The organism is Amycolatopsis palatopharyngis (assembly GCF_003385185.1).
Taxonomy (GTDB): domain Bacteria; phylum Actinomycetota; class Actinomycetes; order Mycobacteriales; family Pseudonocardiaceae; genus Amycolatopsis; species Amycolatopsis palatopharyngis.
Genome location: NZ_PQHZ01000003.1, coordinates 69,312 through 82,539, shown reverse-complemented (window position 1 = coordinate 82,539; position 13,228 = coordinate 69,312). Strand labels below are relative to the sequence as shown.

General features: G+C 68.3%; 15 protein-coding genes. 1 reads left to right on the top strand and 14 read right to left on the bottom strand.

Features of this window, described 5'->3' with window-relative positions; all coding sequences use genetic code 11:
• Positions 1 to 26 precede the first annotated feature (26 nt).
• From D0C15_RS02975 to D0C15_RS02965, 3 genes are read right to left on the bottom strand one after another with little or no spacing between them, the layout of a single operon-like run.
• A complete protein-coding gene (locus tag D0C15_RS02975) occupies positions 27 to 575 on the bottom strand; it encodes a DUF3618 domain-containing protein (protein WP_116040776.1) in 549 nt (182 codons plus the stop codon).
• Positions 551 to 982: a phage holin family protein gene (locus D0C15_RS02970; RefSeq protein ID WP_116040775.1), complete on the bottom strand. Its 432-nt coding sequence runs from the start codon at positions 980 to 982 to the stop codon at positions 551 to 553. Before D0C15_RS02970 ends, D0C15_RS02975 begins: the two co-directional genes overlap by 25 nt.
• Entirely contained in the window at positions 979 to 1,623 is a 645-nt protein-coding gene (locus D0C15_RS02965) for a hypothetical protein (RefSeq protein WP_116040774.1), read from the bottom strand. Before D0C15_RS02965 ends, D0C15_RS02970 begins: the two co-directional genes overlap by 4 nt.
• A gap of 205 nt (positions 1,624 to 1,828) precedes the next feature.
• Here D0C15_RS02965 and D0C15_RS02960 point away from each other — a divergent pair, with 205 nt between their 5' ends.
• Complete coding sequence (locus D0C15_RS02960) at positions 1,829 to 2,260, top strand: DUF6292 family protein (RefSeq protein ID WP_116040773.1); 432 nt, start codon at positions 1,829 to 1,831, stop codon at positions 2,258 to 2,260.
• A gap of 25 nt (positions 2,261 to 2,285) precedes the next feature.
• On the opposite strand, the gene D0C15_RS02955 is transcribed toward D0C15_RS02960, so the two are convergent.
• From D0C15_RS02955 to D0C15_RS02905, 11 genes are read right to left on the bottom strand one after another with little or no spacing between them, the layout of a single operon-like run.
• Positions 2,286 to 3,428 carry an acyl-CoA dehydrogenase family protein gene (locus D0C15_RS02955; RefSeq protein WP_116040772.1) on the bottom strand — a complete coding sequence of 381 codons (1,143 nt, stop codon included), beginning with the start codon at positions 3,426 to 3,428 and terminating at the stop codon, positions 2,286 to 2,288.
• A gap of 38 nt (positions 3,429 to 3,466) precedes the next feature.
• Positions 3,467 to 4,090, bottom strand: coding sequence for a hypothetical protein (locus D0C15_RS02950; protein ID WP_162829878.1), 624 nt, complete (start codon positions 4,088 to 4,090; stop codon positions 3,467 to 3,469).
• The gene (locus tag D0C15_RS02945) at positions 4,090 to 5,295 is read right to left on the bottom strand and encodes an MlaD family protein (protein ID WP_116040770.1); all 1,206 of its coding nucleotides are present in this window, start codon (positions 5,293 to 5,295) and stop codon (positions 4,090 to 4,092) included. Before D0C15_RS02945 ends, D0C15_RS02950 begins: the two co-directional genes overlap by 1 nt.
• Entirely contained in the window at positions 5,292 to 6,338 is a 1,047-nt protein-coding gene (locus D0C15_RS02940) for an MCE family protein (protein WP_116040769.1), read from the bottom strand. Before D0C15_RS02940 ends, D0C15_RS02945 begins: the two co-directional genes overlap by 4 nt.
• Positions 6,335 to 7,432: an MCE family protein gene (locus D0C15_RS02935; RefSeq protein ID WP_116040768.1), complete on the bottom strand. Its 1,098-nt coding sequence runs from the start codon at positions 7,430 to 7,432 to the stop codon at positions 6,335 to 6,337. Before D0C15_RS02935 ends, D0C15_RS02940 begins: the two co-directional genes overlap by 4 nt.
• Entirely contained in the window at positions 7,429 to 8,421 is a 993-nt protein-coding gene (locus D0C15_RS02930; RefSeq protein WP_116040902.1) for an MCE family protein, read from the bottom strand. Before D0C15_RS02930 ends, D0C15_RS02935 begins: the two co-directional genes overlap by 4 nt.
• On the bottom strand, positions 8,418 to 9,422 hold the full coding sequence (locus D0C15_RS02925; RefSeq protein WP_116040767.1) for an MCE family protein: 1,005 nt from the start codon (positions 9,420 to 9,422) through the stop codon (positions 8,418 to 8,420). Before D0C15_RS02925 ends, D0C15_RS02930 begins: the two co-directional genes overlap by 4 nt.
• The gene (locus tag D0C15_RS02920; RefSeq protein WP_116040766.1) at positions 9,419 to 10,690 is read right to left on the bottom strand and encodes an MCE family protein; all 1,272 of its coding nucleotides are present in this window, start codon (positions 10,688 to 10,690) and stop codon (positions 9,419 to 9,421) included. Before D0C15_RS02920 ends, D0C15_RS02925 begins: the two co-directional genes overlap by 4 nt.
• A 2-nt stretch (positions 10,691 to 10,692) precedes the next feature.
• Entirely contained in the window at positions 10,693 to 11,541 is an 849-nt protein-coding gene (locus D0C15_RS02915; RefSeq protein ID WP_116040765.1) for an MlaE family ABC transporter permease, read from the bottom strand.
• Complete coding sequence (locus D0C15_RS02910; protein ID WP_116040764.1) at positions 11,541 to 12,350, bottom strand: MlaE family ABC transporter permease; 810 nt, start codon at positions 12,348 to 12,350, stop codon at positions 11,541 to 11,543. The genes D0C15_RS02915 and D0C15_RS02910 overlap by 1 nt, the downstream gene beginning before the upstream one ends.
• Positions 12,350 to 13,210: an oxygenase MpaB family protein gene (locus tag D0C15_RS02905; protein WP_116040763.1), complete on the bottom strand. Its 861-nt coding sequence runs from the start codon at positions 13,208 to 13,210 to the stop codon at positions 12,350 to 12,352. Before D0C15_RS02905 ends, D0C15_RS02910 begins: the two co-directional genes overlap by 1 nt.
• Positions 13,211 to 13,228: the final 18 nt, after the last annotated feature.

Below are 13,228 nucleotides of genomic sequence, written 5' to 3'. Positions count from 1 at the left end.
GGCGGGGCCTTCGTTCTTTTCCAGCACTACATCTGCCGACGCGCCTCGTGCTTGACGTCCTGGCCCGCGTGCTGCGCCTGACCGCGGATGTGCTCAGCGGAGGAACCGGCCTCCTGTTTGACCTGCTGCGCCGACTCCTTCGCCCGCTGCTCCACATGCTGGGCGCCATCCCGCGTGTTGTGCTTGAGGTTCTCGCTCAACTCCTGGCCTGCCTCGCGGGCCTCGTTCTTCATCTGATCGGCCATCGGGCCCGCCTCTTCGGACAGGGTCTGGACCGCCCTGCGCTCAGTTCGGCTCGCGGGCGCCAGCGACGCGGCCAGCGCGCCCCCACCGAGCGCGATCAGGCCCGCTGCCAGCGGGTTGCCCTGGACCTGACCCTCGGCCCGGTGGACACCGTGCTCCGCACTGCCCATCACCCTGTCCTTCATTCCGGACATTCGCTGCCGGGCACGCTGCTTGCCGCGCTGGGCGATCTGCTGCGGATGCGCCCGTTCCGTCACCTCGTCGATCGTGTGGCCGAGGTCCTGGCGCGTGCGCTCGATCTCGTGCCTCACCTGCTCTGTGCTCGTGCCCACTGTGCATCCTCCTTCAACGTTTCCATGGTCTGCTCCGGCATCGGGGAGACCTTGCGCATCTGCGAACGCCCGCTCGCGAACAGCACCGCCGCCACGACCGCGTAGACCACCGCGACGATGAGGAACGCCCAGCCGACGCTGAGCACCTCCGCCAAGCCCCACGCGGCGGCGAACGACGCCAGGAGCAGCGACAGGTAGCCGATGATCCCGGCCGCACCGAGTTTGCCGCCTGCCTTGCCCGCCTTCGTCGCTTCCTCACGCAACTCCAGCTTGGCCAGCTGCACTTCCTTGCGCACCAGTTCGCTGACGTCCTGGGTCGCCTCGTTCAGCAGGTGCCGAATCGAGTGCCCGTCGTCGGTCTGGGTGCTGCCCGGAGAAGCCCGGTTCTGCGTCTGGCTCTGAGTCATCGCGTCGTACCTTCCTGATACATCCCCGCGGTCCCTGGTGTCTGCGCGGCGCGGGCCCGCGCCGCGGCACTCGGCCCGCCATGGCCATCTCCGCTGTGCTGCTCCTGGCCGTACCGCTGCTCGTCGTGTTGCTCCTGGCGAGCCTCGGAACCACCACGAAGGACGCGCCCGGCCAAGAAACCGGTGGCCGCCGCTGCCGCGAGAAACGCCCCAGGACGCCTGCGAGCGAAGCTTTCGGTGTCCTGCACGACACCGTCGAAACCACGGGCCTCCACTCGCTGTGCGGCGTGCTGGATCTCACCGGCCGCCTGGTCCACGTAGTCCGCCAGCCGACCCGCTTCCTGTGGGTGTCCCCGTGCCAGCGCCGTCACCTGATCGCCGAGCCGGTGCAGTGACTCCGTGACCCTCTGGGTTTGCTCCTGCGCCTGACCACGAAGCTGGGACCTGGCGTCCTCCATCACATGGCGGGCCTCCGACCTCGCCTGCTCGGCCACCTCTCGTCCCTCGCGCCGCACGTCCTGCGACACGTTCCGGGCCTCATCGGCAGTGGTGTGTGCTACTTCTCGCCCCTCCGCGCGCGCCGTGCCCGCTGTCTGCTGGGCGGCGGCCGCCGGATCCCGGCGAGTCTGAGTGGAGTGCATCTGAGCTCCTTTCTCCTTCTAGGAACGGAAAAACCAGCTCTTTCGCGGTAATCCGCCAACCCCAGCCGTTGCCGCCCGGCAGACCCGCCAAACGTCATCGAGCCATTGAATAGCAGCGATTTCGTGCCAAGCAGAAGGGTTGGCACAGCGCCAATCGGGCAACTCTCAGGGCATAGATCCAGAGTGACGACGAGGGGAGCTGGACGTGCGGACCAAGCCCGAAGGAATTCCGGCGGCGGAGGATGGACTGGCCGGATATGTCCGGTCGGTGGCGGCTCTCATCGGCATTCCCAGCGCGGGAACAACCCATGAGATCAGCGACAGCGCGAACGCATATCTGGCCGTGGCAAGACGCTGCCGCACCCATCCCGACGACGATCTGATGTTGCTGTGGAACGAACGCGACGGATGGCACGCCGCGCTCGAGACCCGCCCGGGCGAACGGCCGATGATCCTCGCGTACCTGGGTGACTGCCTGGTCCCCGAGCCGGGCATGGTGGCCGCCTTCGCCGAGTCCGTTATCGCGGGCAGGCCGGCGGGGCAGTCGGAGTCACCCGGCCTGGGCCGCACAGGCAGAACCGACCACCTCGCATCGGCACTGGCTGGTTACGCCCAGGACCCCGCCCTCCTCCGGTAACACTCGATGACACCGACCGCCTCCGCTACAAGCCGAAGGTCTTGCCGATGATGTCGCGCTGAATCTCGCTCGTGCCGCCGTACACCGTCGACACGACGGTCGAGCGCAGCAGCCGTTCCATTCCGTACTCCGTGGCGTAGCCGTACCCGCCCATCATCTGCATGCCGTCCAGCGCCATCGCCTTCGCGAACTCGGTGGCCTTCAGCTTCGCCATCGACGCCTCGCGCGGGAACAACTCACCGGGGCTCTCATCGATCCGGTGCGCGACGTCGTGTACCAGCAGCCGGGTGCATTCGAGTTCGGTCGCGTGGTCGGCGATCCGATGCCGTAGTGCCTGAAACGAGCCGACAGGGCGCCCGAACTGTTCGCGCTCCCGCACGTATCGCACGGTGTCGTCGAACGCCCGCCGAGCGGTGCCCAGCATGAACGCGGCCAGGATCATCCGCTCGATGTTCAGCCCCGCCATGAGCTGCGGCCATGCGTCGCCCTCGACCCCGACCACCGCGTCCTCCGGCAGCTCACAGTCGGTGAAGTAGAGGTCGTTTACCTCCCTGCCGCCCATCGTGTCGATCCCGTGCACCGACAGTCCGTCCACCTTCGCGGGCACCGTGAACATCGTGAGTCCCTCGTGCTTGCCACCCTCGGTAGAGGTGCGGGCGACGAGCAGGATGTGCTCGGCGATGTGTGCGTTGGAGCACCACGTCTTCTGGCCGTTGATCACCCAACCGGCGCCCCGCTTCTCCGCTCGGCAGGTCAGCGCACCGACGTCGGAGCCCGCTCCCGGCTCGGACATCGAGATCGACAGCACCTTGCCCTCGAGGAAGTCGCCGAGAATGCGACGCTTCTGTTCCTCCGTACCGAACTTCTCGATCGCCGACGCGGTGATGACCGACGTCGCAAACCCGCCGATCGGCACCTGCCAGTAGCCGGTCTCCTCGAGGAACAGCACAAGATCGACCATCCCGCGGCCCGCTCCCCCGTGCTCCTCCGGTACCGCGATGCCGAGCCAGCCCAGTTCGGCCAGCTTGCCGTACAGCTCCGCGCTGTGCGGTGACCTGCCCCCACCGGTGAGCCGGTCTCGTTGCTCCGCACTGCCCACCTCGCGGCGGCAGAACTCGGCGATCGCGGCGACGAAGTCCTGCTGCTCCTGGGTCAACATATCGGTCATCGTGCTCCTCCTTCAGGCGACTTCGGCTGGTTCGGTGTTCAGAGCAACTTCACGTCGTCCACCAGCCAACGCCCGTCCTGACGCACCAGCGTCATCCGCATCCGATTCCTGTCGACGCGTGGCTGGGGGCTGTTGGTGTTGGTGATCGTCTGGTCGACGAACAACAGCACGACCGCATGGTCATCATCCGCTTCGACCGCCCCCGCCGCCAGCACCGTTCCCTCCGACACCGCCTTGTGCTGCTTGATCAGCTCCGTCAGATTCGCCCCGACCTGGGTGTACTGCTCGGCGAAGCGGCCCGTCGCGTTCTCGGTGACCCCGCTGAAGTTGCCCTCGAGATCTGCGAAGTCGTAGGACGACAGGTTCGTGGCGAACTCGGTGGCCGCCCCGATTGCCTCCGCCCGGGCCGACTCCGACGAGCGCAATCCGAGGTACTGGACCGTGAGGAACACCGCGACGCCGAGCACCAGTACACTGAGCAGGACGGCAAGCAGTACCCCTGGCCGCCGCCACCTGGCCGGTGCCGGCTCGTTCGCTGATGCGGTGCCAGTGGTGTCGTCCGCGGTGGATTCCACCTCCGCGACATCTCCCTCAGCATCACTGTCCACTGTGCTACGAGGGCTCGGCGAGGGCTTCTCGTTTCTCGTGTCGACATTGCTCATCATTGGACTCCTTGCAGAAGGATCGAGGACCACGAACGTGGGCCCAACACGGAGTTCTGCCCGCCACCCGTTCCCACCTCGAACGGCAGCGCCTGCCCGGTTTCGGGATCGTGCGCCCGTGGCGACCGGGTGGGAGCGCCCGGCCGGGGCGCGTTCCGCGCACCTCGCTGTCCGAGATCAGGGCCGGGCGGGCAGTGCCACGTCAGGATCGGGTCCCGCTCGGTGGTGTCCTGCGGCGGGCGGCGTGGCGTGTCGTTGTAGCAGACCGGCCCCTGCGTGCCGACGAGATAGAAGTTCGCCGCGTCGCCCTCCACGATGTCGCCCAGTTTAGTCAGCGTGTCCGGCAACGAGATCAGCGTCTGTTCGACCGCGGGCGCTCGGACACTCACCAACTGCGCCGTCGTGACCAGGTTTCCGAGCAGAGTGGTGAGCGCGGGCTGGTTGTCCGCCATCATCCTGGCCACGCGCCGCGCGGGGTCGGGAACGGCGTGCAGCAGCTCGGTCAGTGCCGGTTCCTGCCCTCGCAACCCGCTGGTGAGTCCGCGCATCGCCGCTGTGAACTCCCGCAGCCGGGCACCGCCCTCCCCCAGCAACGCCATACCGTTTCCGGTCACTCGCTCGATCTGTGGCCCGCGCTCCTTGGCGAACCGCAGTAATGCCGAGGTGTTGTCGAGGATCCGCTCGAGTTCCGGTGCCGTCCCAGTCAACCCCGTGGCCAAGGCCTCACCGAGTACCGCCAGATCGTCGGCGGGCAGACTGTCGGCCACCGCGAGGAAGTCCTCGAGCAGGGTCTCCAGCGGCAGTGGCCGTCGCGTGTTCTCCCCCGGGATGACGCTGCCGTTCTCCAGATACGGCGGAGCATCCCTGTGCGGCCGCAGGTCGAGGTGCAGGATCGCGAGTGGAGTGTCCATCGTGACCACAGCCTCGGCCGCGCTGGGGATGCGTTCGTCGGGATCTATCTCCAGTGACACCTCCACCCCGCCTTCCGGGGCGATGCCGATCTCGGCGACCTGACCGACACCCACGCCCCGATAGGTGACCTGCGAGGCGACCGAAAGCCCTCCGGTATCCGGCATCCGCACGGTCACGGTGATCGGCGCCCGGAACGCCTGCGGGCCGAGTACGTCGATGGCGACGTAGTAGCTGCACACGAGACCGATCGCCGCGAAGAGGGCGAGTTGACCAAGGCCGAGTCTGCTCCTCATCGCGTTCCGCCTTCCAGCAGCAGCGCGGCGTTACCCCGGCCTGGCTGGGCGCCGAACAAGTCGGGACTCAGGATCTCGGCGACACTCAACGGAACGTCCAGCGTCCCGTCGAGCATCAGATAGTCCCCCGGCGTCGCCTCCCGCAGCAGCCCGGCGAACTCGCGCAGTCCGCTCAACGTCGTACCCAGCCTGCCGTCCAGCGTGCGCAGATCGTCGAGTACGGGTCGCAGCGCGCGAAACTGTTCGGTGAGTGCGGGTCCGCTGCGCTCGATCAGCTCATGGGTCGTCCGGCTCAGCGAGGTGACGTCACCGAGCAGCGTGCCGAACCGCTCGCGCTCGGCGAGCAGGACTCGCAGTGCGGGCTCGATCTCGGTGAGCGCGGCCCGCAGTGTCGGGCGGCGCTCGGCCAGTCGCGCCGAAACCTCGCGCATCGAGTCGATGACGCCGAGGATCTCCTCGCTGCTGTCTTCGAGCGACAGCAGAATCGAGTCCAGCCGCCCGAGGAGCCCGTTGATGGTGCCCGCCCGGCCGCCGAGCATCGCGTTGGCCTCGGTGACGATCGTCCGTATCTGGTCGATGCCGGAACCATTGAGCAGCACCCCCACCGCGGCGAGCGTGTTCTCCACATCGGGTCCCCGCGCTGTGCGTTCCAGGGGGATCACCGCGTTGTCGGCCAATGTCGCTGAGCCGGCCCGTGCGGGCGGTTCCAGCACCACGAACTCCTCACCGAGGGCGGAGGTCAGCTCCAGCCGGGCACCCGTGCCCTCGGGCAGTTCGACGTCCGCGTGGATGTCGAGGTCGACGTGCGCGTGGAAGTCCTGCACGCGCACGTCGGCGACCCGGCCGACGGTGGCCTGCCCGATCTGCACGGTGCCACCGAGCGGTAACCCCGCCGCGTCGGTGAAGACTGCCGTCACCCGATACGTCGGCGTTCCCGAACCGCCGAGGCCCACCGTGTTCTGCAGGCTGATCCCGCAACCCGCGAGTACCGTAGCGAGCAGCACCGTCAGCGCGACGTCACGTGGTCGTCGTCCCGGTCTCACCGGCCACCGCCATTCATCGCAGCGTCGAGGCCGAGCGCCTCCGGGAGATGCGGCGGGAACGGAATCGGGTTGACGATGCCGGCACCGGAGCACAGTGGCAGCGGAACGCGCTCACACAGTGCCGCCGTAGCAGGGAACTGCGCCAGATTCGTGGAGATGTCCAGCCGGATGCGGAGCCGGTCGTCGCCGGTCACCGCGCGCCCGAAGTTGTCCAGTGCCAGCGGCAGGGTGTCGAGCGTCTCGGCGAGCTCCTGTTGCCGCGCCACCAGCATCGTGCTCAGCTCGGTCAGCTGCGAGAGATCACCGGTCAGTTCCTCCCCGTGTTCGTCCAGCAGCCGGCTCAATGTCGCGAGTGAGCGGGTGAACTGCCCGATCGCCTCGGCCACCACGTCCTGCTGGCCGGCGAAGTCCCGGGCCGCCTGCGATACGGTCGCGGTCACCGTGTCCACTGTGGAACTGTGTTTCACGAGCAGCCTGGTGAGCTCGTCGACGTTGTCCAGTACCGCACCGATATCGCCGGTGCCGTCCGCGACCAGGTCGGTAGCGGTGGCGATGCCGGTGATCGCGTCGCGGATCTTCTGCCCGTTCCCGGCGAATGATCGTGCACCGCTGTGCACGAGCTCGCCGAGTCCGGCGCTCTCCCCCGGTGCTCCGGGGCCGAGGGCGGTGAGCAGTTCGTGCAGTGACCCGCTCAGTTCGTTCCAGGTGATCGGCGAATGTGTGCGCTGTACCGGAATCACCGCCCCGTCCCGCAGAGCGGGACCACTGGTGTGCGCGGGAGCCAGTTCGACAAACCTGTCACTCACGACCGCCGGGCTCATGACGTACGCGTGCGCGTCCTCGGCAACCGCGGTTCCCTCGGGCAGGCTCATCGTGACCCGTACCGTGGCGCCCGCCGCGTCCACCGTTTCGACCGTGCCGACGTGGACCCCGAGCACGGCGACCCGGCTGCCGGGGAAGATCCCATCCACCGTTGTGAACTCGGCCGCGATGCGCAGTACCGGGTCCGGTCGGAGTACGACGTACCAGCCGAGCGCACCCGCGAGACCCAGTACGCACGCGAGGGCGACCATCCTGGTCGAACCGCGAGTCATCGGCAGCCTCCCAGTAGTCCGGCGACGCACAACAGGTTGTCCGGCAACGGACCCGCCGGGGCGGAGACGTCTCCCCACGGACCGTTTCCGGTGGCATTGGCCAGATACCGGCTGGCGGGCCCGAGCAGCCGCAGTGTCTCCGACAATGCCGCCTCGTTGCGGTCGAGGGTGTCGGTGATGGTGTGGACGTCGGCCAGCAACGGGCCGAGCAGGGGCTCGTTCTCGGTCACCACGGAATCCAGCGCTGTGGTCAGAGTGTGCACATCGGTGATCAGGGTGCGGATCGTCTCCCGCCGATCCGCCAAGGTTTCCGCGACGAGCCGGGCGTCGCCAAGGAGTGCGACCAATGTGTCCTGCTGGTCCAGCAACGATGTCGTGAGTGCCTGCACACCGTTGAGGAGCTCGCGGAACTGGCCGTTACGCTCGCTGACCATCCCGGTGGCCCGGCTGATGCCGTCGAGCGCTTCACCCAGCAGCTCGCCGTCCGGTGTGGACCTCGCCAGAGTGGTGATCATTTTCCGCAGCATGGGGACGTCGAGTTCGGTGGTCGTCGTGACGACGTCGGAGCCGATGTCGTTGAGGCTGTACGGCACAGAGGTGCGCTCGAGCGGGATCGACGCGCCCCTCGGCAACGTCCCGGTACCCGCGGGCCGGACGCCGAGGTAGCGGGTGCCGAGGATGGTTCCGAGCTTCACCTCGGCCGAGGTGGCGCCACCGAGCGACTGATCCCGGTCGAGACGGAAGTCCACCCGCACCCGATCACCCGCCAGCGTCACCCCGGTGACCCGCCCGGCAGGTACCCCCGCGACGTAGACCTGGTCGCCATCGGTGAGACCCGCGGCGTTCGCCAGTTCCGCCGAGTAGGCGTTGGTCGCGGCGCGGAAGGTCAGCTGTGGAAACGCGACCGCGGCGGCGAGCAGCAGAACGAGCACCGCCGCACCCACCGCTCCGTCGAACACCGGCCCCCTGCGAAGCCTGCGCGCGCTCATCGGCATACCCCCGAATGCGGGCCTGCCCCGAGATCGATCGGCTCCCCGCCGATGCTGACGCCGAGGTTGCAGACATAGACGTTGACCCAGGATCCGTAGTCCAGCGTTCGCCCCAGGGTGGCGACGAACTCGGGCGCCTCCCGCACGACGGCCTCGAACTCCTCGTCGTTCTCCACCAATGTCGAGGTCAACTCACTCAGCCGCCGCACGTTCCCGGACAGATCCGGTTCGATATCGGCGAGCAACCGGGTCAGTGAACCCGCCAGCTCGGCGCCACTGTCCAGGGCTCCCGCGATCTGCTCGCGGCTGTCCGCCGCGAACGAGGTCAACTCGGCGAGCCCGTCGATCAGGCCGGCCAGATCGGCCCGGTGCTCGTCCATGGTGTCCAGTACCGCGTTCAGGTTCGTCAGCACCTCGCCGAGCACGTCGTCCCGGCTGCCCAGCGCCGCGGTCAGCGACACCACCTTGCTCAGCAACCCGTCCAGTGAACCGGCTTCACCCTGGAACACCGCAACAATCTGGCCGGCGAGCTGGTTCACCTGGGCGGGATCTATCGAGTCGAACAGCGGCTTGAAACCATTGAACAGCGCGGTGAGGTCGAGGGCGGGCCGGGTGCGGTCGAGCGGAATCGTCGCGCCCGGCGCCAGTTCGGCTGCCGCCGCATCTTCTTCCGCGACGAGTGCGAGATAACGAGCACCGAGCAGATCGGCGTAACGAACCACGGCTCGCACGTCAGCCGGAACATGCTGGGCCGAGATCGTGTCGAAGGTGACGCGGGCGTGACCGTCCACAAGCTTCAGGCCGGTCACCGTGCCGACCCGGACGCCGGCCACCGTGACGTCCGTGCCGGGATTCAACCCGTGCGCGTCGGTGAACACGGCGTGATAGGTCGTGGTCCGCCCGGTCAGCGGATCGGTGAGCGTGTTCACCACGAGCACGGCCGAGAACACGCACACCGCGACGAAAACCGTGAGCTTGACGAGCGTCCCGCGAACGTTCACGGCACCACCACCCGAGTGCCGCGGACCAGCGGGCCGAGCAACAGCGACAGCAGATCCACGGGTGGCTGCTCGACCTTCGCGCCCTCGCCTGCTTCCGGCAGCAGCGGCGCCAGCTGGCGGATGATCTCCTGTTCCCGCTCGCCGCCGACGGGCCCCGTGCGCCCGCCGGTCTCCGGTGGCGGCGGCGGTGGGGCCGCCGGTGCTGCGGCAGCTTCGCCGCTGCGATCCGGGACCGGGTCGCCACAGTTCGCTCCGTCGAGTCCTGGATAACGGGGGCATTCCGCAGCCGTGTACGGATAGGGATCATCGAAGGTCAACGCTGCGTCGATGGCGAATCTGCCGGTGCCGAAAGCCCGCTTGGCACCGTCAAGGAAGAAGTTCGCCGCGTCCAGGCTCTCGCCCACCGCGCCGGGGTGGCGGGTGACCACTTCGGCGAGTGGACCGGTCGCGTCCACAAGCTGGATGAACCGATCGGCATGGTCGGCGAGCAGTCGTTCGGACTGGCCGGTCAGCTCGATTCCGGCCGAGAGGAGGTCGCTCAGCGCCTGCCGTTGCGCGACCACCGTGCGGGAGAGCGCGACCGCGTCGTCGAGCGCGTCCAGCAACTCCGGCGTACTCGCCGCTAGGTCCCTGCCGAGGCGGGCGGCGGTGCCCGCGTCCTCGCCGAGGGAGTCGAGCAGCGGACCGGCGTCCCCGGCGAGCTCGCTCGCCTCGTCGATCATCCTGCCGATCTCCGCGCCCCTTCCGCGCAAGGCATCGGCCAGGGCGGTGAGGGCGATCTGTAGGTCGGCGGGGCGCAGTTCGGTGATGAGTTCGTACAGCCGGGTGTAGGCGGCATAGAGCCGTACGGTCTCGCCGGAGGTATCCGCGGCGACTTCCGCCCCCTCGGTCAGGCTGCCCTCCGCCGGTGCTCCCCGTGGTACGGCGAGGTCGATGTACTGGTCCCCGAAAAGGGTGCGGGGCAACACTCGTGCCCGCACGTTTCCTGGCACCTGCTCCAGCAGATCGGCGTCCAGGTCGAGGCTGAGACGAGCACCGTCGATGTCGCCGTCGACGGCCGCCAGCCTGCCGACGGTAACGCCGAGGTACTGCACCGGCGAGTCGGCGCGAACCGGTCCGGCTGAGGCGGGCAGAGTGGTGCTCACCGTGGGATCACCCGCGAACGCGCCGCCGCTGCCCGCGATCGTCACGACCGCGACCAGCACGAACGCCACGGCGGTGGCGAGGCCACGAAGGGCCAGTGCCGCCCTGCTCGACTGTGCTCTCACGGCTACGCTCCCAGGCCCGGCAGGGTGGGCCGAAGCCCCCAGAACGCGATGGTGAGCAGGACGTCGATGATCGTCACGGCGACGATGCTCGTGCGCAGGGCTCGGCCAGCGGCCCTGCCGACCCCCTCCGGCCCACCGGTCGCGTAGTAGCCGTATCCACAGTGGACAAGGGTGATGATCAGCGCGAAGATGACGGCCTTCAACAGGGAGTACAGCACGTCGGTCGGCGTGAGCAGCAGGTGGAAGTAGTAGTCGTAGGTGCCTGCGGACTGGCCCTTGATATTGACCACCGCCAGGCTCGTGGCCGCGTAGGAGGCGAACAACCCCACCAGGTAGAGCGGGATCACCGAGATGAACGCGGCGGCCATGCGAGTGCTCACCAGGAACGGCAACGACGGCACCGCCATCGTTTCCAGTGCGTCGATCTCGTCGGAGATCCGCATCGCGCCGAGCTGCGCGGTGAAACCGGTACCGACCTTGGCGGCCAGCGCGATACTCGCGACCACGGGCGCGATCTCCCTGGTGTTCACCAGCGCCGACATCAGGCCCGTCATCGGGGAGAGACCGATCAGGTCCAGGCCGCGGTATCCCTCCAGCCCGATCTGGGTGCTCGCCACGGCCGACATCGCGAACACGACGCCGATAGTCCCGCCACCGGCGAGCAGCGAGGCGGAGCCGAAACTGATCTCCCCGATCAGCTTGAGCACGTGCCGCCAGTACCGGACGAAGGCGGCTGGCAGGTGCAGCAGCACCCTGCCGTAGAACGTGGTGTGCCGCCCGATGCCGGCGAACGTGTCGACCACCGGCGCCGCTGCGCGCGAGGGGTAGCCGCCGAGCGGACGGACGGCCATCAGTACGCCCCTCGGGCGGGCACGATGACGGAGTACAGCTCGGTGAGGACCGTGTTGGCGACGAAGACGAGAATGAACGACAGCACAACCGCCTCGTTGACGGCGTCACCCACGCCGCTGGGACCCCCCTTGGCCGTAAGCCCCTTGAAACAGGACACGAGTGCGGCGAGCACCGCGAATGCCGCCGCCTTCACTTCGGCGATCAGGAAGTCCTCGATGCGGGAGAACTGAGTGAGAGTCCCGAGAAAACTGCCGGGCGAGTCGTCCAGCACGATCACCTGGAACGCGAAACTGGCGGTGATACCGACGGCCATGACCAGGCAGGCCAGCGCCGTCGTGACAAGCACGGCGGCGATCACTCGGGGTACGACGAAGCGTTCCATCGCGGGAATGCCCATGACCTCCAGGGCGTCGACCTCCTCACGGATCGTGCGCGCCCCGAGATCCGCGCACAGAGCCGAGCCACCGACGCCGGAGATCATCAACGCGCAGATCAGCGGGGAGGCCTGCGCGACGATGACGAACGCGACCACCGCTCCGCCGTAGCCCTCCGCGCCCAGTTGGCCCGCCATGGAACCGACGTTGAGCGCCACGACCACGCCGAGCGGGATCGTCACCAGCAGAGCCGGGAGCGTGGTCACCGCGGCGAGAAACCACGCCTGCTCGAGCACCTCCCGCCAGGCGAGCCTGCGTCGCAGGAGCACACGCACCGCCGCCTGCCCGGTCTGTACCGCGAAGGCCAGCAGCATTCCAGCCTGTGTGAGCGCATCGGCGAGCGCTGCGCGCCGTGGTGGGGCTTCGATTCCCATCACGTCGCCCAGCGGTGGCGCAGGCGGGCCCGCAGGATGAGGCTGTAGGCGAGCGGTGGGTAACGCAACGGTTCCGGCAGTCGCCGGTCGACGGCTCGTACGGCCCGCGCGAGCCGAGTCAGTTCGCGTTGGTCCCGCTCGGTCCAGTTCAGGTTCATCCGCTCCCGCAGCACCGGCGGTAGCGCACCGACCGTGGTCAGGCGCAGGACACGGCTTGCGGGCCGTGTCAGCAACCTCCAAAGTGGACTCGGCAGGTATCGCGATGGTCTTGCCGGTGCGATGAGTGCGTCCAGTACGTCCCGCGTGCTCTGGTTCGCCTCCAGAATGTCGCGAACCACCTCGTCGAAGTGTGCGCACGCGGTCGCCCAGTCAGGTGCCAGATGTTGCTCCTTCAGGCCGAGCGCCAGCCCGATCGCCCGGAACTCGCACCACATCTGGTCCAGTTCGGACTCGGTCAGCGGATCGCCGAAGAGGGCAGCGGTGTCCACCGTGAACCGGGCGAGGGTCAGGTGGACCCACGCGTACGCGTGTGGATCGAGGGCGTGGTAGCGCCGCCCCGCCGAATCGACGCCCTTGATCTCCTTGTGCACCTCGAGCAGCCTGCGTCCCTCGGCCTGCGCCCCATCGCCCATTCCGTAGACGAACCGCAGGGTCGACAGGTGTGTGCGCCACGCTCTCGTCCACGGTCTGCGCCGGAAATCGGAGTGCTGCGATACGCCGGCGCCGACCACCGGGTGCGCCACCTGCAGCAGGAGACCCGTTCCGGCGAGCAGGACACCGGGAGTCGCCGCGAACCACCGCCAGGTGACCGAGCCCGGACCGGGAAGGGTCTCGGCAGCGAACTGGACGTCGTCGTCCATGGGCATCCTCCGACGAGC